Below are 24,095 nucleotides of genomic sequence, written 5' to 3'. Positions count from 1 at the left end.
ACATGAGCAAGATCGACCCCATCGCCGTCGGCATTTACTGGGACAGGCTGATCTCCATCACCGACGAGATCGTCAACACCCTCGTGCGGACGTCCTTCTCCACCAATGTGCGTGAAAGCTACGATCTGTCCTGCATGCTGTTCGACGGGCGCGGCCGGATGCTGGCACAGGGCAGCTACAGCGTTCCGTCCTTCACCGGAACTGCGCCCGCTACCTTGCAGCACATGCTGAAGCGGTTTCCGCCCGAGACGCTGTCGCCCGGCGACGTCGTCATCACCAACGATCCCTGGCTCGGCACCGGGCACATGTTCGACATCAACGTCATGCAGCCGATTTTCCGCAACGGCCGGATCGTCGGCTATTGCATGAGCATCAGCCATCTGCCGGATATCGGCGGGCGCGGCTTCTCGGCGGTCGCCCGCGAGGTCTACGAGGAAGGCCTGCGCCTGCCGGTGCTGAAGCTGATGGAGAAGGGGCAGGTCTCGGAGCTGATCCTCGAGCTGTTCCGTTGCAACGTGCGGGCACCGGAAGAGACCATTGGCGATCTGATGGCCAATGCCTCGGCCACCTCGGTTGGTGGACGCATGCTGCTGGAGTTCATGGACGAATACGGGATCGACGACATCTCGGAGATTGCCGATGTCATCATCTCGCAGTCCGAGACCGCGATCCGGGAGGAACTGCGCAAGATCCCGGACGGATGCTACGAGAATGCGATCTTGGTCGAGGGCGTGGAAGAGACCGTTCGGCTCGCCTGCGCGGTGCATATCGCCGATGGGCGCGCGCGGATCGACTTTTCCGGCTCCTGCGATGCCGTGCCTTCGGCGATCAACGTGCCGGTCTGCTACACCCACGCCATGGCCTGCTATGCCATCAAATGCCTGACCACGCCGGGCATTCCCAACAATCTGGGGTCGGTGACGCCGGTCGAGGTGACGGCGCGCGAAGGCTCGATCCTGAATCCCCTCCATCCCAGTCCGACGGGCGGGCGCCACGTGATCGGCCACTATGTTGCCCCGCTGATCTTCGGGGCGTTGGCCAGCGTCATGCCTGACAGGGTGCAGGCGGATTCCGGCATGCTCAATCTGATCAACGTGCAGGGGCGCAATCGCGAGGGCAGGGAGGTGTCCAGCATCTTCTTTGCCTGTGGCGGGTTCGGCGCGCTGAAGGGGATCGACGGGGCGCCGACGACGCCGTCACCCTCCAACATGACCTCGATCCCCATCGAGGTCTGGGAGCGGCTGACCAGCATGACGGTCCTCGCCAAACGGCTGCTGCCGGACAGCGGCGGTGCGGGCGAGTTCCGCGGCGGCCTCGGTCAGGAGATCGTGCTGCGCAACGAGTCGCCTTATCCCCTCACCGTTTCCTGCCTGTCGGGGCGGACCGAGTTCCCCCCGCTCGGCATGCTGGGCGGTGAACCGGGCAAGCTGCGCGAGATCTCGATCAACGGGGAGATGGTTCACCCGAAGGGGCGTTACGTGCTGGCGCAGGGCGATACGCTGACCATCCACGAGGCGGGCGGCGGCGGCTTTGGCGACCCGAAGCAGCGCAACCGGGACGCGGTTCTGGAGGATGTCCGCAACGGCTTCGTTTCGCCACAGGCCGCCCGCGAGATCTACGGAGTGGCGCCTGCCGCGTGACAGGGCGCGGAACCGCGCGTGGAGCCTTCGCTTCACGCGCGGCTTTTTTAGGAAATCTGCGCGATCATCCGTTCCAGCCGCTCCATGGCGAGGACGCCGGCCTCGATGCCCGGCGCGTTCGCCTGCTCGCCGCGTAGGGCCCGCGCCGTGTCGGCCAGAAGGGCGGCATAGCCCTTGTGGTCCTCGTTGGCGGCGGCGGTGAAATTTGGCGTCCAGGACAGCGTGTCGCAGGCCGGATCGAGGGTCGCGGCCGGGTCGTCCGCCTTGAACGGCGGGTCGCGATAGAGCCGCACATTGATGATGTTGTCGATCTCCAGCCGCGCATGGTCGCCGATGATGCGGATTTCTTCCATGGGCGTGCCGCGCGACTGCACCGTGCCCATCACCACATTGCCGATCGTGCCGCCCCTGGTGGTGAAGTTGACATGCAGCAGCAGCTTGCCCGGAGCCGGGCTGACTGATCGCACCAGCATGTCGCCGAAGTCCTCGCCGGCGAACCAGGGGATGAGGTCCATGTAGTGGACGCAGTGATGCAGGAAGAAGCCGGTATAGTCCGGCTCGCCGACGAAATAGGTCGGTGCGGTCATGTAGCTGCCGGTGATGCCCAGCACCTTGCCGAAGCTGTCTCCGTCCAGAACGTTGCGCGCGATCCTGTTGCCGGTCGAGTAGCGCTTCATGAAGCCGACGATCACCGGCTTGCCGGCCCGTTGCGAGGCTGCTGCGACCTCGCGCGCGCCCGCCGCATCGGCTGCGGGGGGCTTTTCCATGAAGACCGGCAGGCCTTTCTCCAGCGCTGCGATGGAGGCGAGTCGGTGCAGCTCCGGCCCGACCGCCATGCCGATGGCGTCGAGACCCGGCTGGGCGATCAGGTCGCGATAGTCGCTGTGCAGGGAGGTGACGCCGTAATTCGCCGCCGCCTCGCCGAGCGCGGCCGCATCGCGGTCGCACAGGGCTGCGATGCGGAAGCCGTTGCGGCCCAACTGCGGCAGCAGCATCTGCCGTGCGTGGCGGCCGCAGCCGATCCAACCGATATTGATCATTGGTCGACCTCCGCCAGCGCCAGCGCGTTGCGGATGACGCCGAGGCCGGCCATCAGCTTTGCGCTTTCGTCCTCGCGCGGTGCGCGCCAATGGGCGATGGGCAGCGCCACCCGGTCGTCGGCGCGGCGGAAGGGCTCCAGCGAGATCGGGCCGGTGTAGCCGACCTGATGCAGGGCCCGCATCACCGCCGGCCAGTCGATATGGCCGGTGCCGGGGTGGCCGCGATGGTTCTCGTTGGCCTGGAAATGGACGATGCGATTGCCGGCGGCGCGGATCGCGTCGGGGATCGAGCGGTCCTCCATGTTCATGTGGAACGTGTCGAGCATCAGGCCGAGGCCCGCATCACCAACTGCGTCGACCACCTCGATTGCCTGCCGTGTCGTCGAGATCACGTCGGTTTCGAACCGGTTCAGTGCTTCCAGCGCCAGCACCTTGCCGGCGGAGCGGGCAACGGCCGCCGCCTGCTTGAGTCCCTCGACGGTGCGCTCGGCGCGGGCCGCAATGTCGGCATCGCTGCGCGGCACGGGCGGACGGCCGGCAAAGACCATCGGCTCGCCGTAGAGCGGACCGCCGATCATCCGGGCGCCGAGGCCCTCTGCGACATCGACGCAGCGCTTGAGGTAGTCGAGCCCGCCCTGGCAGTTGGCGGGGTCGTCCGAGGCGATGGAGCGGGTCGGCGAGACGCGCGCTGCCAGCACCAGGAAGAGGCCGGCGTCCTCGGCGGCGCGCCGCGTTTCGGCAAGGTCGAGCCCGTCCTCGGGCTCAGGCACCAGCAGCTCGACGAAGTCGAAGCCGAGCTTCGCCGCCCTTGCGAAGTGATGCAGGTCGGCGCCCGTGAAGGGGCGGACGAACTGCATGGAGATGATGCCAATCGGGTTCTTCAAGGGGAGGGTCCTTTCGAGTCTCAGCCCTTCACCGCGCCCTGGGTGAGGCCGGAGATGAGGCGTTTCTGGACGAGCAGGAAGAGAACGGTCGCGGGCATGGCGCCGATGATGCCGCCGGCGGTGAGCAGGCCCCACTGGACCTCGTATTCGCCGATCAGGGTCTGCACCGCGACGGTGATGGTGCGCACGTTGCGGCCGCCCAGCGTCAGTGCGTAGAGGTACTCGTTCCAGGCGGTGATGAAGATGTAGATGCCGGTCGCGACGATGCCCGGTGCGCAGAGCGGCAGGATCACCCGGCGCAGCGCGCCGAGCCGCGAGCACCCGTCGGTCATCGCCGCCTCGTCGAGCGAGCGCGGAATGCCGTTCATGTAGCTGACCATCATCCAGACCGAGAACGGGATGGCGATGGTCGAGTTGGCGATGATCAGCGCCGCGTGGGTGTCCAGCAGGCCGAGCACGCGCATCAGCACGAAAAGCGGCAGGATCAGCAGCACGAGCGGGAACATGTTGATGAGCAGGAACTGCATCATCAGCAGGCGCTTGGCCCGGAACTCGAAGCGCGAGAACGAGTAGGCGGCGGTGATCGACAGGGACAGCCCTACGACCACCGTGCCGCCTGCGACGATCAGGCTGTCGAGCAGGTTGCGGCCGAAGCCGACGGTGCGGAACAGGCGGGCATAGTTTTCGAATGTCGCGCCGAGGATCGACGGACCTTCCACGAAAAGCCTGGCTTCCGGCGTCACCGAGGTGAGGAACATCCAGGCATAAGGTCCGAGCGTGAAGGCCAGGATCGCCAGCATCGGCAGGTCGACGGTCAGGATCCGCCGCCACAGGGGGAGCTTGCGCAGTCTCATCGGCTCACCGCCTTTCCGGTGCGGCGCAGGTAGACGAGCACGACCACCATCAGCAGCAGGGTGAACAGGACGGCCAGCGCGGAGCCGTAGCCGAAGTCGAGATTGGTGCGGGACTTGACGAAGGCATAGAGCGGCAGGGTGTAGGTGCTGTAGCCCGGCCCGCCACCGGTCATGACGAAGATGACGTCGAAGGAATTGGCGACCCAGATCATCCGCAGCAGGATTGCCGTCACCAGGACGCCGGAGATCCCGGGTAGGGTGATGTGCCAGAACTGGCGCCAGGTGCTGGCCCCGTCGATGGCCGCGGCCTCGTAATAGCTGCGTGGGATCGACTGCAGGCCGGCGAGGATCATGACCGCGAAGAACGGAAAGCCCTGCCAGGTCAGCGTCAGGATGATGGCACCGAGCGCGGTGTCGGGCCGGGCGAGCCAGGGCACGGCCTGCTCGATGAGACCGAGGCGCAGCAGGAAGTCGTTCATCAAGCCGTAGTTGCTGTCGTAGATCCACACCCACATCAGGGCGATCACGACCGACGGCAGGGCCCAGGGGATGATGATCAGCGCGCGGGCGAGCGGACGCCAGGGAAAGTCCTGGTTCAGCAGCAAGGCGGTGGCGAGGCCGAGCAGGACCTGCGCCGGGATCGTGATGCCGATCCAGATCGCGGTGTGCTGCAGGGATATCCAGAACACCTCGTCGGCCAAGGCCTTGCGGAAATTGTCGAGCCCGATGAACTCGAAATGGTTCGGGCGGAACAGCACGTAGTCGTGCAGGCTCATCCAGGCGGTCTGCACCATGGGGAAGAAGACGATGGCCAGCGTCACCAGCACCGCCGGGGACAACATGGCGTAAGGGAGCACGCGCCGGCCGAGCGGGCGCCCGGTCGGCCCGGCATCGGGAACGGTTGTATCGGTCATGGTCTGGCCGTCGGCTGGATCAGCGGGCGTGGCCGAACCTGGCCGAAAGCCCTGAAAACTGATCGGTTCCAGAATGCCGGAGCCGCGTGCCCGCACCCGTTCGGGTGCCGGCGGCTCCAGGAAGGCGACGGGCAAGGCGGCTCGCGCCCCGCCGGCCGCATTCAGGGGATAACCGCCTTTACTGCGCGTAGAGCTCGGCGATCTTCTCGTTCATCTCCTGCGCCGTGATCTCGCCGGTCAGCGCGCGCTGCATGTTGACCGGCCAGACGGTGTTCACGAAGTCGGAGGTCTGCGAGACGTTAGGCAGAAGGTGGGCATAGGGAAGGGAGTCCACCGTCGCCTTGACGAAGCGCTGCGGGTGCAGCGACCAGCTCTCGGCATCCGACTTGACCACCGGCAGCTGGCCGGTCGCCTCGTTGAACCTGGCGTTGTTGACCGGCGAGGAGAGGAAGGAGATCCACTTCCAGGCCGCGTCCTTGTCGGAGGCCGAAGAGAGGACCGCGGTGCTCTCGTCGCCGAAGGAGGTCCAGCGGCCGCCGCCGCATTCGGGCACCGGCGCGGCCGAGACCTTGTCGCCGAGCACCTCGACGATGCCGTTGGCCGAGCCGATGTGGTGGATGGTCATCGCCGTCTTGCCGGCCTTGAAGGCACCGAGGATTTCCTGGAAGCCGTCATTGGGCGCGGAGGGCGGGAAGACGCCGTCCTTGCGGAAGAGGTCGACGACGTACTGTGTGCCGGCAATCCCCGCCTCGGAGGTCAGGCCGTCCTCGAGGCTGACGCCTTCGTGGGAGAGGGTAAGGCTCGCCCAGTGGTCGTGGCCGCCCTTGCCGCCCCGGAAGCCGAAGCCGTAGACGTCCGGAGAGCCATCGCCGTTGGTGTCGCGGGTCAAGGCCTTGGCGACATTGCGGAATTCGTCGCAGGTCGCCGGTACCTTGAGGCCGAGCTCGTCCAGCATGTCCTGGCGATAGTAGAGGTAGAGCACGACGTACTGGACGGGGAGATAATAGGTCTCGCCGTCGGAGGCCCTGGTGAGGTTCAGCAGGTTGTCCTCGAGGCCGGCCTTGCCGTCCCAGGCGTCGATGCGTGCGCCGATGGGCTCGAGCGCCCCCATCTCGACGAGGCGCGGCTGCGCGAACATCTTGACCATCGCCGCGTCGGGGGCATTCCCGCCGATGATCGCGGTGTAGAGATTGTCGTAGTAGCTGTTCCAGGGAATGTTCTCGGCTTCGACCTTGATGCCCGGATTCTGCTTCTCGAACTCGGCGACGAGCTCGTTCATCGGGTTGTCGGCATTGTCGAAGTGATACCAGAAGCGCACGGTGCTGTCGGCATGGGCAAGGCTGGCCATCAGCGTCAGAGCGCTGGCGGCTACAGTGATTTTCCTGAGTATTTTCATTGGTTTGGTTCCTCCCTGGAGTTTCAGGCCGCTCCTCAGTCGGCCCGTTTCCTGAAGATGGCACCGGCCCTTTGGAAGGCGTCGCGCGCCTCCGGCAGGGCCGGCCCCATCTGCATGAAGCCGTGGACGACGCCCTCGAACAGGTCGAAGGGGTCGTTGCGGCCGAGCGCGCGAAGGCGCCCGGCCAGTCGTTCGGTGTCGCTGCACAGGGGGTCGAGCCCGGCGGCGTTGAGATAGAGCGGGGGCAGGGCGGCGAGCGCCGCATCGCTGGCCGCCAGCGGGGATACGGCCGGCCGGTCGCGCAGTTCGCGGGCTGCGTACCAGTTCCAGTAGCGCTGCATCTTCGCCCGGGTGAGGCCCGGTCCGTCCGCGTATAACTCGTAGGACGGGGTGGCGAAGTCGGCGCCGTAGACCCCGTAGAAGAGCAGCGCCTGGGCGGGCAGGGGCCCACCTTCCTCGATCAGCCGCAGCATCGCCGCCAGCGCCAGGTTGGCGCCCGCGCTGTCGCCGGCCATCGACCAGCGAAGGTCCGTGTCGCGCGCGGCCCAGGCCGCCAGCACGTCCTCCAGCCCGTGGGGATAGGGATGCTCGGGGGCGAGGCGGTACTCGACGGTGAGCACGCGCGCGCCGGTCGCATTGGCGATACGCCGGGCGGCGCCTTCATGGGTCGCGGCGGAGCAGAAAGCCCAGCCCCCGCCATGGACGTGCAGGATCGCGTCGCGCCCGGTATCGCCCTCCGGCACGACGAGACGCGCCGGCAGCCCGGCATGCATCAGGGTGCGGCTTTCGGCGACGGGGGGCAGGTCCTCGTTCCAGCGGATATTGGTAAGCGCGGCAAGCGCCCGGCCGGCTTGCGGCTCCAGGGTCGTGGGGTCGGCAAGGCCGCGATCTTCCTGCGCGAGGCGGTCGAGCACGGCGCGCATGGCGGGGCTGGGCTGGCGGCGCGGGGTCATGCTCCGGCGTCCTCGGTCAGGTCCGGGCCGAAATCGACGATGGTGGAAATGTGGTGGCCGAGCACTGTGCGTAGGCGCTCCAGATCGCCGTCCTTGAGCGCGTCGATGATGGGGACATGCCGCTCGGCCGTCTCTTCCAGCGCGCGGTTCGGCTGGGAGTTCATGATCTTGTAGCGGTGATTGTGGATCAGGCAGCGGGTCAGGATCGGCACCACCAGCGGCAGGTCGGCGGCCGCGAACAAGGTGGTGTGGAAGGCGCGGTCATGCACCGAGAGCCGATACTCGTCGCCGTCGCGGGCGGCGTTGCGCATGGCGTTCAGCTCGTCGCGGAGCTGGCCGACGAGGCCGCGGCCGGAATTGCGCAGCACCTCTTCCAGATAGGTGCACTCCACCTCGCGGCGGATGTTGATAAGCGCGCGGGCATCGGCGGCGCGGCAGGGGGCGACCAGCGTGCCGCGATGGGGCAGGCGCTTGACCAGCCCTTCCTCGGACAGCTGCATCAATGCCTCGCGCACCGTGCTCTGGCTGCACTGAAAGCGCTGGGCCAGTTCCATCTCGGTCAGGGAGGAGTCCGGCGGCAGCTCGCCGAGCACGATCTCCTTCTGCAAGGCGACGAAGACGGCATGGCTGCGCCGGCTCGACTGACGGGGGACAAGATCCATCACGGATGCGGTCGAGAAGCTCTCAACGGCCATCAGACAGCGGCTCCCTGCTTGTCGCCAACCGTGCGCCGGCGACCCTTTTTCGCTCCGCCCGTCGGGGTTGCCGACCGGGGTTGCGCTTCATTATCGATATCGATAACATTCAAATTATCGATAATGCAAGCCCCGTAGAAGCGGGCGGTCAAGGGAGAGGGCCATGGCGGATATCCGGCTGGAGGGGATCGTCAAGGACTACGGGTCGGTGCGGGCGATCCATGGGGTCAGCCTGGACATCGAGGACGGGGAATTCGTCGCTTTCGTCGGGCCGTCGGGATGCGGCAAGTCGACGATGCTGCGGATGATCGCCGGGCTCGAGGAGATTTCGGGCGGCGTCCTGAAGATCGGCGAGCGGGTCGTCAACGACGTGGAGCCGCGCGACCGGGACGTGGCCATGGTGTTTCAGGACTACGCGCTATACCCGCATATGAGCGTGGCCGAGAATATCGGATTCGGCTTGAAAATGAGGGGGTTGAAGGCTTCCGAGATCGAGCCGAAGGTGCGCGAGGCGGCACGTATCCTCCAGATCGAGGCCTATCTCGACCGCAAGCCGGGGCAGCTTTCGGGCGGCCAGCGCCAGCGCGTCGCCATGGGCCGGGCCATCGTGAGAAAGCCCGCGGTGTTCCTGTTCGATGAGCCGCTGTCGAACCTCGATGCCAAGCTCCGTGTCGAAATGCGTACGCAAATCAAGCGCTTGCACGCGATGCTCAAGACCACGACGGTCTATGTCACCCATGACCAGACGGAAGCGATGACGCTAGCCGACCGGGTGGTGGTGCTGCGCGGGGGTAAAATCGTGCAGCAGGGCCATCCGATCGAGCTGTACAGCCGGCCGAACTGCCGATTCGTCGGCGAGTTCATCGGCTCGCCGCAGATGAATGTGTTCAGCGGAAATGTCGACAGATCAGGCAGTTCGCCGGTGCTGCGGGTGGGCGATGCGGCCCTGCGGCTGGGCGAGGTGGCGGCTGCCGACGGGGCGCGGCTGGACGTCGGCATCCGCCCGGAGCATCTCGCCTTTGCCGGGGACAAGGGGGGCGCCATCGCCCCGGTGGTCGAGGTGTTCGAGCCGCTCGGCTCGGACACGATGGCGATCTGCCGGCTCGGCGGCCAGGAGCTGACGGCCCGGCTGGCGCCGACCGTGGCGCTGCGCCCGAACGAGAGGATAAGCCTCGATTACGAGCTTGCGGACCTGCACTATTTCGACGGCGAAAATGGTGCGCGGATCGAGGCTCTCTGAGCGTTTTCTTCTATGATGACAAGAGCTTGCAGGCGATATCGAGATTGAGACGGATTTTGCAAAATTCCGTCTCGAAATCGCGTTTTTTTGGAGTCGGGCGTCGCAAGATGCCCAAAATCGCGAAAAGGCCGGCCGGAGGCTCCTCCGGGCCGGCCTTTGGCCGTTTATCCCCGCACTCTACTGCGAGGCGCTTTCGACCTGCATCGCCGCCGACCAGTCGGCGAGGAAGGCCTCCTTCTTCAGCCGGTCGAGATAGGTGAGCAGGCCGGTGCCGAGCCGGATCGGCAGCAGCGAGCGCCCTTCGGTGCCCGGCACGCCGCTATGGCCGGAGGCCGCGTTCGCCTCGGGCAGGAGGGGGATAAGTTCCGGCGAGGAGGCAAGGGCGGCCTGGCCTTGCGGGGACAGGAGAAAATTGACGAAGGAAACGGCGGCCCGCTTGTTCGGCGCGGTTTCGGGGATAAAGGCGGTGCGGCTCATCACCAGCGTGTAGTCGTCGAGCAGGTAGTAGCCGATGCGCTCGTCGTTGCGTGCGACGCCGAGCGTGTAGGAGCCGATCATGTTGTAGCCGTAGACCAGCTCGCCGCTGGCGACGCGGTCGAGCACGTCGCGGGTGCAGCAGAAGGTGCGGGCGCGGGCGCGGCCGAAGGATTCGGCGACGCGCGAGAACTGGTAGCCGCGCTGGGCGTCCTGGGTGGCGAAGAGGTAGCCGACGCCGGACAGGTGGATGTCGTAGGTGCCGACGCGCCCGCGAAAGAAGTCCGGGTCGTCGCGGATCATGCCGGCAAGCTCGGAACGGGTCTGCGGCAGCGGCCGGTCGGCGAAGGCCTTCTTGTTGTAGACCATGACCACCGGCTCCCAGGTGAAGCCGTAGAGCTCGCCGCGCCAGCGCGCCCATTCGGGCAGGGCATCGGCATTGGGTGGGCTGAAGGCGTAGGCATCGCCGCTGTTCACCAGCTTCGCCTGCAGGTCCATCGAGGAGCTGATCACCACGTCGACCGAATGGCGATGCGAGGCGATGGCCTCGTAAAGCTCGGACGTGTTGTATTCGACATACTCGACCTTGACCGCCGGATGGGTCGCCTCGAAGCGGGCGATCACCTCCGTCATCGCCGAGGTGTCGGTGGCGCTGTAGATGGTCAGCACGGTCTGGGCCCGGGCGGGGCCGATGCCGGCCATGGCAAGTGCTGCCGCGCCGAGCACGGCGGGGGCCAGCGCTGCCACGCCGCGCGCGGCGGCAAGCATGCGGCGCGCGGCGGCGATGCGTGTCATGGCAAGGGACGCAAGCGTCATGCCCGTCTTCCTCCCGTTCCCGTTTCCGTTCCCTGTCGGGTGCCGGCGCTGGTTCGCTCGCGCCGGTCGCCCCCTCTCACGTCACGCCGGCCCGTCGACCGGCAGGTCCAGCTCGACGCGCAACCCGCCGAGCCGGCTGTCGCAAAGGGCGAGCCGGCCGCCATGGCTGCGCGCCACCGCGTTGACGATGCTGAGCCCGATGCCGGATCCCCCGCCGGCCCGGTTCAGCGAATAGAAGCGTTCCAGCACCTTTTCGCGTTCGGCCGCCGGAATGCCCGGACCACTGTCGTCCAGCGAGATGCACAGGGCCTCGCGCTCATCGATCCGGGTACGTGACAGGCCGATGTCGATACGGATGTCCTTCGGTCCGTGCCGTGTGGCATTGTCGAGCAGGTTGCGCAGGGCCTCGCGCAGCGCCACCGGATCGGCGATGAGCAGGGCGGAGCCGGCCGGCAGGTCGTCGTGCAGCACGGCGATGTCGATGCCTTCGGTCTCCGGGTGGCGCAGGAACTCCTCGACCGAGGCCCGGATCAGCGGCATCAGGTCGATCTTCTCGACCGGCTCGTCGATGCCGCGATGGGTGACCATGGCATGCGACAGGAGCTGGTTGGTGAGGCGGATGGTGCGCGTCGCCTGCTCGGAGGCGCGCTCCAGCCGCTGGCGCATGCGCTCGGGTTCGTCCTGCTCGGCGGCCAGCTGCAACTGCCCCTGCAGGGCGGCGAGCGAGGTGCGCATCTGGTGGGCGACATCGGCGATGAAGGACTGGGCGTGCTCCTTGCTGGTGACGAGACGGCCCATGAAGTCGTTGATGGCGCCGATCAGCCCCTCCACCTCGCGCGGCGGCTTGGCGTCCAGCGGCGTCATGTCGGAGGGCTCCCGGCCGCGGATGTCGGCCTCGATGCCGGCGAGCGGAGCCATCGCCCGGTTGATGCCGAGCCGCATGAAGACGAGGCCGAGCACGGCGATGGCGACGAGGCCGGCCAGCCCCTTGGAGAAAAGGTCCATCTGCATCGCATCGCGCGCGCGGCGCGTGTGGCCGAGCTGGAGCATGATCCAGTCCGGCCCGGTCGGCTCGATGATCAGCTTGCCCTGCAGCACGAAGCGCGAGACCTCGCGGCTGAAGGGGGCATCGAAGAAGCGCGGCTGGTCGCCGGCGCGCACGCCGCCCGGCGGCAGCGGCAGCTCGGCATCGCCGGTCAGCGTGCTGCCGCCGAGGCGAAAGACGCGGTAGAAGACCCGGTCCTCCTTGGCGAGGCCAACGATCTCCAGCGCCGAGGAGGGAATGTCGACGATCAGCCCGTCGGGCGTCGGCGAGATGCGCTCCAGGATGGCGATGGCCGAGCCGGCCAGCAGCAGGTCGTAGGTCTGGTTGGCGGCGTTGCGCGCGTAGGTCCACAGGCCGATGGACAGCACGACGAGGATCGCCAGGAAGCCGGCGACCATGCCGACGGTCAGCCGCCGGCGCAGCGAATAGGGGACGGTGCGTGCTTCAGCCAGGGGCGGGGGCAGCGTCATTCGTCGCGGACGCTCGCGATATAGCCGAGGCCCCGGATGGTGCGGATGGAGAAGGCCGCGCCCTCCAGCTTGCGCCGCAGCCGGGTCATGGTCTGCTCGACGGCGTTCAGCGTCGGCACTTCCTCGAAGGTGTAGAGCTTGTCGGCGACCTCCTCCTTGGACAGGACGCGGCCGATATTGCCGATCATCACCTCCAGCAGCTGCACCTCGCGGTGGCGCAGGTCGACGTCCTGGCCGTCGACGGTTGCGCGCTTGGCGGCGCGGTCGAAGGTGAAGTTGCCGGCGATGAACAGGTTGCTGGATTCGCCGGCGCGGCGGCGGGCCAGCGCCCGGCAGCGGGCGGCGAGCTCCCGCAGGTCGAACGGCTTGACGATGTAGTCGTCGGCACCCGCATCCAGCCCGACGACGCGGTCGTCGACCTCGGAGCGGGCGGTGAGCAGCATGACGGGCGTGTGGTTGCCGCTGAGGCGGAGCTGGCGGAGGATCTCGAAGCCGTTGCGGCCGGGCAGGTTCACGTCCAGCAGGATGAGGTCGAAGGTCTTGTAGCGCAGGAGCTCGCTCGCCTGCTCGCCATCCGCCTCCCGGTCGATGGCATGACCTTCCCCCCGGAAGCGATCGATGATCGCTTCGGCAAGTTCGTCATTGTCCTCCACAAGAACGATCCGCATCCCACTTGATTAGTGCAAGCGGTGACCTCCGGGAAGAAAAACCGTTGCCGCAGGGTTTCCTGTCAGCGTCGCGTCAGCGACGGGTCAAGCTCCGGTCAGCCAGGCGGCCTAGTGTCGCTGATCCATGAACGGCGCCGCCGCTGCGGCCCGTTTCGTGCGACAACCGGGAGGACTACATGAAACTCTTCAAGACCGCGGCCGCGGCGATCATCGTCGCCGGCCTCGCCACCCCTGCATTCGCCGCCGAGATCTCCAAGCCCGAGTGCATTGCGCCGGCGCAGCCGGGAGGCGGCTTCGACCTGACCTGCCGCGTCGCCCAGACCGGCCTGCAGGGCCAGTTCGACACCCCGATGCAGGTCAGCTTCATGCCGGGCGGCATCGGCGCGGTGGCCATCAACCTGTTCAACACCACCCGTACCGACGACCCGAACGCCATCGTCGCCTTCTCCTCCGGCTCGCTGCTCAACATCGCCACCGGCAAATACGGCCAGTGGACCGAGAACGACGTGCGCTTCCTCGCCACCGCCGGTGCCGACTTCGGCGCGGTCGTGGTGCGTGCCGACAGCCCGTTCGAGAAGCTGTCCGACCTGATGGACGCGGTGAAGGCCGATGTCTCGTCCATCGTCTTCGGTGCCGGCGGTTCGGTCGGTTCGCAGGACTGGATGAAGGGCGCGCTGCTGCTGCGGGCCATCGAGCAGGATCCGAAGAAGATGCGCTACGTCGCCTTCGACGGCGGCGGCGAGTCCATCGCGGCGCTGCTCGGCGGCAGCATCCAGGTCTACATGGGCGACGTCGGCGAGATGGTCTCCCATATCGGCACCGGCAAGCTGCGTATCCTGGGCGTGATGTCCGACGAGCGCCTCGACGCGCCCTTCGCGGACATTCCGACCGTCAAGGAGCAGGGCTATGACGCGGAGTGGACCATCCTGCGCGGCTTCTACATGGGCAAGAACGTCTCGGACGAGGCCTACAATGCGTGGGTCGAGAAGTTCAAGGCGGCCTATGCCAGCGAGGACTTCGCCAAGCTGCAGAAGGAAAAGGGCCTGCTGCCGCTGAACCTCGCCGGCGCCGAGCTGGATGAGTCGATCAAGCAGCGCATCGCCAACATGCGCGAGATCGCCCGCGAAGCCGGCCTGATCCAGTAACGCGAGAAGGCCGCAAGGCCAAGGTAACCGGACAGCTGGGGCCGACGGCACGCAACGTGCCGCCGGCTCCATGCCAACCGGGCCCATGCCAACCGGGGCAAGACCCGGGAAGGGAGGACGTCATGGCAGACCGCGTCTTTGCGGGCGCGATCCTCGTGATCGCACTGCTCTACACCTACATCGCCTTCACAGTCATCAAGGCGCCGTTCCAGTACGACCCGCTGGGGCCGGAGAGTTGGCCGAAGCTGCTGGGCATCGTCGCCATCCTTTGCACGCTCTACCTGATCGCGCGCCCGGATGTCGCCAAGCTCAAGGCCGATCTGGCCACGCTGGGCCGGCTGGCGCTGGTCGTCGTCATGCTGATGGTCTACGCGCGGGCGTTCGAGCCGCTCGGCTTCCTGGTGTCGACATGGGTCTTCTGCGCCGTCTTCGGCATCATGCTCGGCGCGGCCCCGCTCAAGGCGATCGCCTTCGGCGCGGTGACCGGCACGGTCGGCTATTTCGCCTGCACCCGCCTGCTGGAGCTGAACCTTCCCGCAGGCCTGCTCAACCACATTCTGTGAGGCTCCCATGGACGCTGTCATTTCCGGGCTGTCTGCGGGCTTTGCCGTAGCCTTGCAGCCTTTCAACCTGTCGCTCGTGCTCATCGGCTGCTTTGCCGGCACGCTCATCGGAGCGCTGCCGGGCATCGGCCCGATCAACGGCGTGGCGATCCTGCTTCCCATCGCCTACGGCCTCGGCCTGCCGCCGGAGTCGGCTCTGATCCTGCTCGCCGGCATCTACTACGGCGCCGAATACGGCGGGCGCATCTCCTCGATCCTGCTCAACGTGCCGGGCGATGCCGGTGCGGTGATGACGACGCTGGACGGCAACCCGCTGGCCAAGCGCGGCGAGGCGGGACGGGCGCTGTCGCTCTCGGCGGTTGCCTCGTTCTGCGGCGGCACCTTCGCCGTCGTGCTGATGTCCCTGAGCGGCCCGGCGCTGGCCTCCTATGCTGTGACCTTCTCGCCGTCCGACTATGTGGCGCTGATGGTCTTCGCCTTCGCGAGCCTTGCCTCGCTGGTCGGCAGCAACCCGGTCAAGACGCTGCTCGCCGCCGTGATGGGCCTGATGCTCGCCTCGATCGGCATCGACGCCAACACCGGCGTTGCCCGCTACACGTTCGGCATTCCCGACATCCTGGCCGGCATCGACTTCCTGGTGGTGGTCATCGGCCTGTTCGGCATGGCCGAGCTGATCCACCTCGTCGAGCAGCAGGTGACCGGCAAGCTGAAGCCGCTGGCGCTGGACAAGAGCTTCGTCTCGATGAAGGACCTTGCCTTCACCAAGTGGACGATCCTGCGCGGTTCGGTGATCGGCTTCTTCATCGGCATCCTGCCGGGCACCGGCGCCTCGGTTGCCTCCGCCGTTGCCTATGGCACGGAAAAGCGCGTGGCGCCGAACTCGGAGAACTTCGGCAAGGGCGACATCCGGGGCCTTGCGGCGCCGGAATCGGCCAACAACGCCGCCGCGGGCGGTGCCATGGTGCCGATGCTGACCCTCGGCATTCCCGGCTCCGGCACGACGGCGATCCTGCTCGGCGCGCTGCTGCTGTTCAACGTGACGCCGGGCCCGCTGATGTTCGAGCAGCGGCCGGAAATCGCCTGGGGCCTGATCGCGTCGATGTATATCGGCAACGTCGCGCTGCTGGTCATCAACCTGCCGCTGGTCGGGCTGTTCGCCCGCCTGCTGACCATCCCGCAGCAGTACCTGACGCCGCTGATCGCGGTGCTGGCCTTCATCGGCGTCTACTCGGTCGTCAGCAACCCGCACGATCTCTACATGATCACGCTGCTCGGCGTGTTCGGCTGGATCCTGCGCAAGCTCGACTTCTCGCTGGCGCCGGTGATCCTCGGCTTCGTGCTGGGCGGGCTGTTCGAGGACAACCTGCGCCGCGCGCTGTCGATCTCCGGCGGCGACTGGTCGATCCTGCTCAACTCGGGCAACAGCATCATGCTCTATGTGCTGGCCGTGATCGTGGTGATCGTGCCGATCTGGCTCGGCCGCCGCAAAAAGAAGGCTGTCGAGGCATGACTGGAGCGCGGTGGCGCAGCCTTGCCGTTGCCCTTTCGGCCGGGCTTGCCGGCGCGGGAGCGGCGACGCTGGCAGGGTTGCCCGCCGCCGCGCTGATCGGCAGCACCGTCGCGGTGACGCTCGCCGCGATGCTGGGCCTCAAACCCGAGGTGCCGGGCCTGTTGCGAAACTGCGCCTTTCTGGTGATCGGCGTGACCCTGGGAGCCGGGGTCACGCCGCATTTTCTCTCCGACATCGCCAAGTGGCCGGTGAGCCTTGCCATGCTGGCGGCGACCATCGCCGCGGTGATGGTGGTGTCGGGCACGATCCTGCAGCGCGGCTACGGGCTGGACCCTGCGACCGCACGGCTTGCGACGTCGCCCGGCGCGCTGAGCTACTGCCTGTCGCTGGCCGCCTCCGGCGTCGGCGACCTGCGCGCCGTCATGGTGCTGCAGAGCCTGCGGCTGCTGGTGATCACGGTGCTGCTGCCGCCGGTGATCGCGCTGATCGACAGCGCGCCGAGCGGGGCGGTGCTGACGACGATGGGCGAGATCGGCTACGGCGCGGCGGTGGTGATCCTGATCGCCGGGTTCGCGGCCGGGCTTGCCGGCGACCGGCTCGGCGTGCCGGCGGCCTATCTGCTGGCCGGCCTGATCCTGAGCGCTGCGACCCATGCGGCCGGCCTCGTCGAGGGGCGGCTGCCGCTGCCGCTGACCTTCCTGGGGTTCACGGTGACGGGCGCGGTGATCGGCGCAAGGTTCAGCGGGTTGACGGGCAAGGAGTTGCGGCTGCTCGGCGTTGCCGGCCTTGCCGCGGCGAGCGGCGCGCTGGCGATCTCCGCGGCGGCGAGCTGGCTCACCGCCGCGATGACCGGACTGCCGTTCGGGCAGGTGTGGGTGGCCTTCGCGCCGGGCGGCGTGGAGGCGATGTCGTCGATGGCGCTGGCGCTCGGCTACGACCCGGTCTACGTCGCGACGCATCACGTCTTCCGCATCCTGGCGCTGTTCGCCGCGATGCCGTTCCTCGTCGGCCGCCGCAAGGGCGGGTAGGGGCGGGCGGCTACCCGGCCGCCCCGAAGGTCTCGCGGTCGCTGGAGATGCTCTCCAGGAACTCGCGGTCGAGGCGCACGCCGATGCCGGGGCCTTCCGGCACGGGCATCATGCCGCCCTCGGTCTCCAGCCATTCCACCGTCAGGTCCTTGCGGAAATAGCGCCGCGCGCTCGACGTGTCGCCGGGCTTGCGGAAGTTCGGCAGGGTCGACATGTGGATGTTGTGGGCGCGGCCGATGCCGGACTCCAGCATGCCGCCGCACCACACCGGAACGCTCCACGCCTGCGCAATATCATGGATACGCCGGGCTTCCAGATGGCCGCCGACGCGTCCGACCTTGATGTTGACGACGCGGGCGGCATCGCTCGCCAGCGCCTTGCGGGCGTCGGCGGCCGAGCGGATGCTCTCGTCGAGGCAGACGGCCGTGGCGATGCGCGACTGCAGCACGGCGTGGTCGTGGATGTCGTCATAGGCGAGCGGCTGCTCGATATACTCGAGGTCGTAGGCGTCGAGCGCCTTGAGAACCCGCAGATCCGCGAGCGAATAGGCGGTGTTGGCGTCGACGCTCATGCGCGCGTCCGGCAGGGCGGCACGCACCCTGGCGACGAGCTCGACGTCGTGGCCCGGCTCGATCTTCAGCTTGATCCGCTTGTAGCCTTCCGCGTGATGACGCTTGGCCGCCTCGACGGTCGCCTCGATGTCCTGCAGGCCGAGCGAGACGCCGACGGCGACCTTGTCGCCGGTGCCGCCGAGCAGGGTCTTGAGCGGCAGGCCGAGCGCCTTGGCCCACAGGTCCCAGAAGGCCATCTCGACGGTGGCCTTGGCCATCCAGTGGCCGCGCCAGGGGGCGAGCACCTTTTCCAGCTCCTGCGGGTTCTCGAAGCTTTTGCCCACCACGTTGGGCAGGATCGCCTCGCGCAGGAAGTAGGTGGCGGCGGAGATGGTGTCGTCGAGATAGTCGGGCAGCGGATCCATCACGCCTTCGGCATAGCCTTCCAGCTCGCCGGACTTCAGCACCAGCAGCGGAAACACCTTCTCGTGCATGGTGCCGGTGGAGGTGGTGAAGGGCGAGATCAGCGGCAGGCGGACGATGTGCAGCTCGGCGCTGTCGATGGTGAGAGGCAGCTGCCGGGTGGCGATGGGGCGTGTCATTTCAGTGACCCTCTGGGGAATGGGAAGCCGGCGGGCGAGGGCGCGCCGGCTTCGGGAAAGGCAGAAGATTTCAGGCCTCCGGGCTGACGTCCGGGCTGGCTGCGGGAACGGTGAGCGCGGAGGCGAGCAGGCGGCGGGTGTAGTCGTGCGCGGGGGCGGCGAAGAGCGCCTCGGCGTCGGCGACCTCGACGAGACGGCCGGACTGCATGACCGCGACCCGGTCGGCGATGTACTCGACCACCGCAAGGTCGTGGCTGATGAAGAGATAGGTCAGACCGAACTCGGCCCGCAGCTCCATCAGGAGGTTCAGCACCTCCGCCTGCACCGAGACGTCGAGCGCGGAGGTCGGCTCGTCGCACACGACGATCTCGGGCCGGGAGATCAGCGCCCTGGCGATGGCAACGCGCTGGCGCTGACCGCCGGACATCTGGCTCGGATAGGCCTCCAGCATGCGCTCGGGCATGCGCAGGATGTCGAGCAGCTCGCGCACCCGGCGCAGCCGCTCGGACGCCGCGACCCCGCCGGCGATGACCAGCGGCGCTTCGATGATCTGGCGCACGGTCTTGCGCGGGTTGAGCGAGGAATAGGGATCCTGGAACACCGGCTGGACGCGGGCAGCGAAGGCGCGGCGGCGGATGGAGGCGACCGGCGCGCCGTCGAGGAACACCTCGCCGGAGGTGGGGGCCTCGAGCCCGAGCAGGATGCGCGACAGGGTGCTCTTGCCCGAGCCGGATTCGCCGACCAGCGCCAGAACCTCGCCGCGGCGCAGCTGCAGGCTGACGCCGTCGAGCGCATGCAAGTCGCGCTGCTTTCCGAACATGCCGCCGCCGATGCGGTAAGTGCGGCGCACGTCGCGCAGTTCCATGACGATGTCGCTCATGAGGAGGCCTCCGGCGCGTCTTCGCTCCAGCGCACGGACCCGAGCGTGTCGCGGCCCCAGCGCATGCCCCGGCGGGGCACGGAGGAGAGCAGCGCCCTGGTGTAGGGGTGTTTCGGGTAGCCGAGCAGCTCGCCGACCGGGCCGCCGTCGACGGTGCGCCCGCCATACATGACCTGCACGCGCCCGGCGATGCGGGCGACGACGCCGATGTCGTGGCTGATGAAGATCATCGCGAGGCCGCGCTCCTGCTGCAGGGAGGCGAGCAGGTCGAGGATCTGCGCCTGGACGGTGACGTCGAGCGCGGTGGTCGGCTCGTCGGCGATGATCAGCTGGGGATCGCACAGCAGCGCCATGGCGATCATCACGCGCTGGCGCAGGCCGCCGGAGAGCTGGTGCGGGTAGACGCCGAGCCGCTCGCGCGGATGCGGGATGCCGACCCGGTCGAGCAGGTCGATGGCGGCCTCCAGCGCCTCGCGCTTGCTGCCGCGGCGGTGGCGCATCCAGGTCTCGCTCATCTGGCGGCCGATGGTCAGCACCGGGTTCAGCGCGGTCATCGGCTCCTGGAAGATCATCGCCATGCGGTCGCCGCGGATGTCTGCCATCTGCCGCTCGCTCATGGCGGCAAGGTCGGTGTCGCCGAGGCGCATCTCGTCGGCGGTGACGGAGATGCGACCGGGCAGAAGGCGCATGATCGCCATCGAGGTGACCGACTTGCCGCAGCCGCTCTCGCCGACGATGCCGAGCGTCTCGCCGGCGCCGACCTCGATATCGACGCCGCGCACCGCATGCAGCGGCTCGCCGTGCGTGGGGATGGTGACCTTGAGGTTGCGGACGGAAAGGACGCTCATGACCGGCCCTCCGGGGTCAGCACGTCGCGAAGGCCGTCGCCGATCAGGTTGATGCCGAGCACCAGGATGGCGATGGCGGCACCGGGCAGGGCGATCAGCCGGGCGTCGAAGAAGACGAGGCCCTTGCCTTCCGAGACCATCAGGCCCCAGGACGGGGTTGGCGGCTGCACGCCGAGGCCGAGGAAGGACAGCGCCGATTCCAGCAGGATGGCGTGGGCGACCTCCAGCGAGCCGATGACGACGAGCGGGCCGATGAGGTTCGGCAACAGCTCGACGATCAGGATGCGCGGGGTGGAGGCGCCCATGGCGCGGGCGGCGGTGACGAATTCCTGGTTGCGCAGCTGCTGGGTGGCGGAGCGCACGACGACGGCGAAGCGGTCCCAGAGCAACAGGCTCAGCACCGTGACGACGATCCACAGGTCGCCGCCGAACAGGGAGACGACGGCCAGCGACACCAGCACCACCGGCAGCGCCAGGCGCACCGAGACGATGAAGGTGACGACGCTGTCGACGCGGCCACCGAAATAGCCGGCAAGCAGGCCGAGCGTCGTGCCGATCAGGCCCGAGCCGATGGCAGCGGAGATGCCGATCAGCAGCGAGATGCGGGCGCCGAACAGGATGCGCGAGAGATAGTCGCGCCCCAGGGCGTCGGTGCCGAAGATGTGCTCCCAGCTGCCCTTTTCCGACCAGACCGGCGGCAGCAGCCGCTTCGACAGGTCCTGGGCATACGGATCGTGCGGGGCGATCAGCGGCGCGAAGAGGGCGATCAGAACGACCGCCAGCACGATGGCGCCGCCGATCACGAGGCCGCGGTGTTCCCTCGCACGCTTGAGCAGGATGCGACGCGGCGAGGGATGGGGAAGGCGGGCCGGAGCCGCCGGGATCGAGGATGTGTTTGTGCTCATGGGATCAGCTCACGCGGATGCGGGGATCGAGCCAGGCATTGATCACATCCGCGAGGAAGGTCAGCCAGACATAGATCATGGCGTAGACGAGAATGATCGCCTGAATGGTGGGGAAGTCGTTGCGGGCGATGCTCTCCCAGGCCAGCAGGCCGATGCCGCGGATGCCGAAGACGCTTTCCACGACGACCGAGCCGCCGAGGATGAAGCCGAACTCGACCGCCGCGACGCTGATCACCGGCAGGATGGCGTTGCGGATCGCATGGCCGAAGATCACCTGGCGGGGCAGCAGGCCCTTGGCGCGGGCGGTGCGCACATAGTCGGACGACAGGGCGTCGATCATGCCGGCGCGGCACAGGCGCAGCATGGAGGGCGCGGCGTAGTAGCCGAGCACCAGGGCGGGCAGCACGAAATGGGCCAGCGTCTGGGAACCGGAGACCGGCAGGACCCGAAGCTTGACCGCGAAGAGCCAGATCAGCATCAGGCCGAGCCAGAAGCTGGGCGTCGCCTGGCCGATGGTGCCGAAGGTGAGCGCGGCGCGGTCGGGCAGGCGGTTCTGGCGGATGGCGGCGATGATGCCGAGCGGGATCGCCAGCAGGATGGCGACGCCGATGGCCAGCACGCCGAGCGTGGCGGTGGCCGGGAAGCGTTCGGCCAGAAGGTCGACCACCGGCTTGCTGAAGTAGATGCTGTCGCCGAAATTGCCCTGTACGGCGCGGCCGATCCACTCGGCATATTGCACCGGGACCGGGCGGTCGAAGCCGTAGCGGGCGCGGATGACGGCGATGTCGTCTTCCGTCGCGCCTTCACCGGCGATGGCGATGGCGGGATCGCCGGACACGAACATCAGGCCGAAGCTGATGCCGGAGACGACGAGGGCAACGAGCGCTGCGATCGCCAGACGTTTGAGGGTGAAGCGGATCATGCCGGGCCTTTGACTGGTCTGGACCTTCGACGAGAGGCTTTCGAGCGGGGCCGGTAAGGACGGCGGCCGTGCCGCAAGGTATCGAGAGCGCATGCGAAGGCATTTCCGGCGGCGTTCGGGAGCAGCCGGGCTGGCGGTCAGGATACTCTGGCAGGCAGAAAAGCGAAGCGAACCGGTGCCGCATCCGGGCGCGGCACCGGCCCTTGCCGTTACTTCCAGCTGGTCGCGTAGAAGCGCGGCATCTCGTCAGCCGACGGGGTGAAGTCGAGCTGGGCGTTGTAGCTGTAGTTCTTGGTGTAGCTGAACAGCGGCAGCCAGTAGGCCTCGTCGGCGATCAGCTGCAGGGCCTCGGCATAGCTGGCGAGGCGCACGTCGCGGTCGCTGGACAGGTCGGCGCGGCGGATGGCCTCCTGCAGGGCCGGGTCCTTGGCCGGGTCGTCCGGGCCGCCGCCGAAGAAGTAGCTGGTGATCGCCGACACGTCCGGGATCGAGGACGAGCCCCAGGTCATGTTGGCGGCCGGCGCCTTGCCTTCGCGGATCAGGTCGCGGGCGGCGGAGTACTGCAGCCAGCGCAGGTTGGCCTTGATACCGACCTTGGCGAGATCGCCCATGATCGCCTCGGTGACTTCGCGGTCGCGATAGCCGTAGAGGTCGAAGGAGAAGCCGTCGGCCTTGCCGGCCTCGGCGAGCAGGGCCTTGGCCTTCTCCGGGTCGTAGTCGTAGGCCGTGACTTCGCTGGTGCAGCCGAACTGGCTCGGATGGCAGGCAGCGTTCACCACCTGGCTGTTCTCGCCCATCAGGTACTTGGCGATGCGGGCGCGGTCGATGGCATGGCCGACGGCCTTGCGGATCTTGGCGTCGGTGAAGACATCGGTGCCGCTCGTGCCCTTCAGGTCGAAGGTCAGGTAGCTGATGCGCATGGTCGGCGCGTTGACCGAGGTCAGGTGCGGCGCCTGGGCGAGGTTCTCGGCCTGGTCGTTGCTGATGCCCCAGACCCAGTCGATGCCGCCGGTCATCAGCTCGGCGATCTGCGTCGCCGCGTCGGTGATGGTGCGGTAGGTCAGCTTGGCGATCTGCGGCTTGCCCTTGGGGCCGTCGAAATAGGCCTCGTTCGCCTCCATGACGACCGTGTCGCCATTGCCGAAGCTGGTGACCTTGTAGGGACCGGTGCCGACCGGGGGCACGGAGGCAAAGCGCTTGGTGCCGTCGCTGCCGGTCTCGGCCTTGTCGAAATGGCCCTCAGGCACGATCGGCAGGACCAGCGCCAGATAGGACAGCGCGGCCGGGAAGGGCTCGTTCAGTTCGATGCGCACGGTGCGCTCGCCGACGGCCTCGGCCGACTTGATCCACTTGATGTCGCCGTAGTTGAGAACGCCGTTCTTCTCGTCGATGACGAAGTTCAGCGTGTAGACCACGTCCTCGGTGCCGAAGCTGCTGCCGTCGTGGAAGGTGACGCCCTCGCGCAGGTCGAACTCCAGCGTCTGCGGGTCGATCTGGCGCCACTCGCTGGCCAGAAGCGGCTTGAACTCCTGGGCCTCCTGATCCCAGAAGACCAGACCGTCATAGACGTGCTGGGCAACGACGATCGCCTCGCGGGAGGTGTCGAAATAGGTGTCGGCGGCGGTCAGCTCCTTCTGGGCGGACCAGACCAGGCTGTTGTCGTCCGGACCTGCAAGCGCGGTGCCGAACGGTGCGGACAGCACCAGGGCAGCGGCGAGCGCGGTGCTCAGCTTGAGAGACTTCAAGGACATGCTTTGGGACAGGCTACGGGACATGGGGACCTCCTGGGCGCTGGATCGCCCTTTGATCGATACCGGTCGCGATAGACGCCGGCTGTGATCGATATTTTGTGCTTGTTATCGAATAGTGATTATCGACATTGATATTTAAATGTGACAACTTATTGCTTGTCAAGCGGCGCCCGGTCGTGCGGCTTAGGGAAAAAGCCCTCCGCATGGCCGCTGCGGGCGGTGGAGACACACCAAGGCATTCATGGTGCTCCGGTTTTTGCCGGCGAAACGGGCGGTGGATTTTTCCGGTGCCGAGGATCGC

At 67.5% G+C, this 24,095-nt stretch carries 22 protein-coding genes; 6 read left to right on the top strand and 16 right to left on the bottom strand.

Going from position 1 to position 24,095, the window contains the following annotated elements:
• Positions 1–2: 2 nt before the first annotated feature.
• A complete protein-coding gene (locus tag H7H34_RS12040; protein ID WP_185925313.1) occupies positions 3–1,640 on the top strand; it encodes a hydantoinase B/oxoprolinase family protein in 1,638 nt (545 codons plus the stop codon).
• A 47-nt stretch (positions 1,641–1,687) separates the two neighbouring features.
• Here H7H34_RS12040 and H7H34_RS12035 read toward each other — a convergent pair whose 3' ends face one another.
• From H7H34_RS12035 to H7H34_RS12005, 7 genes are all read right to left on the bottom strand, one after another.
• A complete protein-coding gene (locus tag H7H34_RS12035; RefSeq protein WP_185925312.1) occupies positions 1,688–2,680 on the bottom strand; it encodes a Gfo/Idh/MocA family protein in 993 nt (330 codons plus the stop codon).
• Positions 2,677–3,564 (bottom strand): sugar phosphate isomerase/epimerase family protein, encoded by an 888-nt coding sequence (locus tag H7H34_RS12030; RefSeq protein ID WP_185925311.1) that lies wholly within the window; start codon positions 3,562–3,564, stop codon positions 2,677–2,679. The genes H7H34_RS12035 and H7H34_RS12030 overlap by 4 nt, the downstream gene beginning before the upstream one ends.
• A 20-nt stretch (positions 3,565–3,584) precedes the next feature.
• Positions 3,585–4,418 carry a carbohydrate ABC transporter permease gene (locus H7H34_RS12025; protein WP_120267704.1) on the bottom strand — a complete coding sequence of 278 codons (834 nt, stop codon included), beginning with the start codon at positions 4,416–4,418 and terminating at the stop codon, positions 3,585–3,587.
• Positions 4,415–5,332: a carbohydrate ABC transporter permease gene (locus H7H34_RS12020; protein ID WP_097176283.1), complete on the bottom strand. Its 918-nt coding sequence runs from the start codon at positions 5,330–5,332 to the stop codon at positions 4,415–4,417. Before H7H34_RS12020 ends, H7H34_RS12025 begins: the two co-directional genes overlap by 4 nt.
• A 178-nt stretch (positions 5,333–5,510) precedes the next feature.
• Entirely contained in the window at positions 5,511–6,728 is a 1,218-nt protein-coding gene (locus H7H34_RS12015; protein WP_185925310.1) for an ABC transporter substrate-binding protein, read from the bottom strand.
• 35 nt (positions 6,729–6,763) lie between these two features.
• The gene (locus H7H34_RS12010) at positions 6,764–7,681 is read right to left on the bottom strand and encodes an alpha/beta hydrolase (RefSeq protein WP_185925309.1); all 918 of its coding nucleotides are present in this window, start codon (positions 7,679–7,681) and stop codon (positions 6,764–6,766) included.
• Complete coding sequence (locus H7H34_RS12005; RefSeq protein ID WP_097176280.1) at positions 7,678–8,376, bottom strand: GntR family transcriptional regulator; 699 nt, start codon at positions 8,374–8,376, stop codon at positions 7,678–7,680. Before H7H34_RS12005 ends, H7H34_RS12010 begins: the two co-directional genes overlap by 4 nt.
• Positions 8,377–8,539: 163 nt before the next feature.
• Here H7H34_RS12005 and H7H34_RS12000 point away from each other — a divergent pair, with 163 nt between their 5' ends.
• The gene (locus H7H34_RS12000) at positions 8,540–9,616 is read left to right on the top strand and encodes an ABC transporter ATP-binding protein (protein ID WP_185925308.1); all 1,077 of its coding nucleotides are present in this window, start codon (positions 8,540–8,542) and stop codon (positions 9,614–9,616) included.
• 177 nt (positions 9,617–9,793) lie between these two features.
• Here the strand turns inward: H7H34_RS12000 and H7H34_RS11995 are convergent, their stop codons facing one another.
• From H7H34_RS11995 to H7H34_RS11985, 3 genes are all read right to left on the bottom strand, one after another.
• The gene (locus H7H34_RS11995) at positions 9,794–10,906 is read right to left on the bottom strand and encodes an ABC transporter substrate-binding protein (protein WP_120267710.1); all 1,113 of its coding nucleotides are present in this window, start codon (positions 10,904–10,906) and stop codon (positions 9,794–9,796) included.
• A gap of 81 nt (positions 10,907–10,987) precedes the next feature.
• Entirely contained in the window at positions 10,988–12,421 is a 1,434-nt protein-coding gene (locus H7H34_RS11990; RefSeq protein WP_185925307.1) for a sensor histidine kinase, read from the bottom strand.
• Positions 12,418–13,089 (bottom strand): response regulator transcription factor, encoded by a 672-nt coding sequence (locus H7H34_RS11985; RefSeq protein ID WP_067215689.1) that lies wholly within the window; start codon positions 13,087–13,089, stop codon positions 12,418–12,420. Before H7H34_RS11985 ends, H7H34_RS11990 begins: the two co-directional genes overlap by 4 nt.
• A 176-nt stretch (positions 13,090–13,265) precedes the next feature.
• Here H7H34_RS11985 and H7H34_RS11980 point away from each other — a divergent pair, with 176 nt between their 5' ends.
• The 4 genes from H7H34_RS11980 to H7H34_RS11965 all read left to right on the top strand — a co-directional run bounded on the left by H7H34_RS11980 (position 13,266) and on the right by H7H34_RS11965 (position 17,335).
• On the top strand, positions 13,266–14,234 hold the full coding sequence (locus H7H34_RS11980; protein ID WP_185925306.1) for a Bug family tripartite tricarboxylate transporter substrate binding protein: 969 nt from the start codon (positions 13,266–13,268) through the stop codon (positions 14,232–14,234).
• Between the two features lie 122 nt (positions 14,235–14,356).
• Complete coding sequence (locus H7H34_RS11975; protein WP_120267713.1) at positions 14,357–14,797, top strand: tripartite tricarboxylate transporter TctB family protein; 441 nt, start codon at positions 14,357–14,359, stop codon at positions 14,795–14,797.
• 7 nt (positions 14,798–14,804) lie between these two features.
• Positions 14,805–16,307, top strand: a complete 1,503-nt coding sequence (locus H7H34_RS11970; protein WP_120267714.1) for a tripartite tricarboxylate transporter permease — start codon at positions 14,805–14,807, stop codon at positions 16,305–16,307.
• Positions 16,304–17,335, top strand: a complete 1,032-nt coding sequence (locus H7H34_RS11965; RefSeq protein WP_097176275.1) for an AbrB family transcriptional regulator — start codon at positions 16,304–16,306, stop codon at positions 17,333–17,335. Before H7H34_RS11970 ends, H7H34_RS11965 begins: the two co-directional genes overlap by 4 nt.
• Positions 17,336–17,345: 10 nt before the next feature.
• Here the strand turns inward: H7H34_RS11965 and menC are convergent, their stop codons facing one another.
• The 6 genes from menC to H7H34_RS11935 all read right to left on the bottom strand — a co-directional run bounded on the left by menC (position 17,346) and on the right by H7H34_RS11935 (position 23,818).
• The gene (gene menC / locus H7H34_RS11960) at positions 17,346–18,488 is read right to left on the bottom strand and encodes an o-succinylbenzoate synthase (protein ID WP_120267716.1); all 1,143 of its coding nucleotides are present in this window, start codon (positions 18,486–18,488) and stop codon (positions 17,346–17,348) included.
• A gap of 70 nt (positions 18,489–18,558) precedes the next feature.
• Positions 18,559–19,368: an ATP-binding cassette domain-containing protein gene (locus H7H34_RS11955; RefSeq protein ID WP_185925305.1), complete on the bottom strand. Its 810-nt coding sequence runs from the start codon at positions 19,366–19,368 to the stop codon at positions 18,559–18,561.
• Positions 19,365–20,216, bottom strand: coding sequence for an ABC transporter ATP-binding protein (locus tag H7H34_RS11950; RefSeq protein ID WP_185925304.1), 852 nt, complete (start codon positions 20,214–20,216; stop codon positions 19,365–19,367). Before H7H34_RS11950 ends, H7H34_RS11955 begins: the two co-directional genes overlap by 4 nt.
• A complete protein-coding gene (locus H7H34_RS11945) occupies positions 20,213–21,121 on the bottom strand; it encodes an ABC transporter permease (RefSeq protein WP_067333863.1) in 909 nt (302 codons plus the stop codon). Before H7H34_RS11945 ends, H7H34_RS11950 begins: the two co-directional genes overlap by 4 nt.
• A gap of 4 nt (positions 21,122–21,125) precedes the next feature.
• Positions 21,126–22,043: an ABC transporter permease gene (locus H7H34_RS11940; protein ID WP_097176271.1), complete on the bottom strand. Its 918-nt coding sequence runs from the start codon at positions 22,041–22,043 to the stop codon at positions 21,126–21,128.
• Between the two features lie 209 nt (positions 22,044–22,252).
• On the bottom strand, positions 22,253–23,818 hold the full coding sequence (locus H7H34_RS11935) for an ABC transporter substrate-binding protein (protein WP_120267720.1): 1,566 nt from the start codon (positions 23,816–23,818) through the stop codon (positions 22,253–22,255).
• Positions 23,819–24,095: the final 277 nt, after the last annotated feature.

It is taken from the genome of Stappia sp. 28M-7 (assembly GCF_014252955.1).
GTDB lineage: Bacteria > Pseudomonadota > Alphaproteobacteria > Rhizobiales > Stappiaceae > Stappia.
The sequence above is the reverse complement of the archived record's forward strand: the minus strand, read 5'-3'. Positions and strand labels throughout refer to the sequence as shown.

Coding starts and splice junctions, on each gene's coding strand:
- H7H34_RS11995 (WP_120267710.1), bottom strand. CDS start 10,906: ATGACGCTTGCGTCCCTTGCCATGACACGCATCGCCGCCGCGCGCCGC.
- H7H34_RS12040 (WP_185925313.1), top strand. CDS start 3: ATGAGCAAGATCGACCCCATCGCCGTCGGCATTTACTGGGACAGGCTG.
- H7H34_RS11940 (WP_097176271.1), bottom strand. CDS start 22,043: ATGATCCGCTTCACCCTCAAACGTCTGGCGATCGCAGCGCTCGTTGCC.
- H7H34_RS12035 (WP_185925312.1), bottom strand. CDS start 2,680: ATGATCAATATCGGTTGGATCGGCTGCGGCCGCCACGCACGGCAGATG.
- H7H34_RS12015 (WP_185925310.1), bottom strand. CDS start 6,728: ATGAAAATACTCAGGAAAATCACTGTAGCCGCCAGCGCTCTGACGCTG.
- H7H34_RS11955 (WP_185925305.1), bottom strand. CDS start 19,368: ATGAGCGACATCGTCATGGAACTGCGCGACGTGCGCCGCACTTACCGC.
- H7H34_RS11980 (WP_185925306.1), top strand. CDS start 13,266: ATGAAACTCTTCAAGACCGCGGCCGCGGCGATCATCGTCGCCGGCCTC.
- H7H34_RS11965 (WP_097176275.1), top strand. CDS start 16,304: ATGACTGGAGCGCGGTGGCGCAGCCTTGCCGTTGCCCTTTCGGCCGGG.
- H7H34_RS12005 (WP_097176280.1), bottom strand. CDS start 8,376: ATGGCCGTTGAGAGCTTCTCGACCGCATCCGTGATGGATCTTGTCCCC.
- menC (WP_120267716.1), bottom strand. CDS start 18,488: ATGACACGCCCCATCGCCACCCGGCAGCTGCCTCTCACCATCGACAGC.
- H7H34_RS11945 (WP_067333863.1), bottom strand. CDS start 21,121: ATGAGCACAAACACATCCTCGATCCCGGCGGCTCCGGCCCGCCTTCCC.
- H7H34_RS11990 (WP_185925307.1), bottom strand. CDS start 12,421: ATGACGCTGCCCCCGCCCCTGGCTGAAGCACGCACCGTCCCCTATTCG.
- H7H34_RS12025 (WP_120267704.1), bottom strand. CDS start 4,418: ATGAGACTGCGCAAGCTCCCCCTGTGGCGGCGGATCCTGACCGTCGAC.
- H7H34_RS11975 (WP_120267713.1), top strand. CDS start 14,357: ATGGCAGACCGCGTCTTTGCGGGCGCGATCCTCGTGATCGCACTGCTC.
- H7H34_RS12020 (WP_097176283.1), bottom strand. CDS start 5,332: ATGACCGATACAACCGTTCCCGATGCCGGGCCGACCGGGCGCCCGCTC.
- H7H34_RS12000 (WP_185925308.1), top strand. CDS start 8,540: ATGGCGGATATCCGGCTGGAGGGGATCGTCAAGGACTACGGGTCGGTG.
- H7H34_RS11970 (WP_120267714.1), top strand. CDS start 14,805: ATGGACGCTGTCATTTCCGGGCTGTCTGCGGGCTTTGCCGTAGCCTTG.
- H7H34_RS11935 (WP_120267720.1), bottom strand. CDS start 23,818: ATGTCCCGTAGCCTGTCCCAAAGCATGTCCTTGAAGTCTCTCAAGCTG.
- H7H34_RS12010 (WP_185925309.1), bottom strand. CDS start 7,681: ATGACCCCGCGCCGCCAGCCCAGCCCCGCCATGCGCGCCGTGCTCGAC.
- H7H34_RS11950 (WP_185925304.1), bottom strand. CDS start 20,216: ATGAGCGTCCTTTCCGTCCGCAACCTCAAGGTCACCATCCCCACGCAC.
- H7H34_RS11985 (WP_067215689.1), bottom strand. CDS start 13,089: ATGCGGATCGTTCTTGTGGAGGACAATGACGAACTTGCCGAAGCGATC.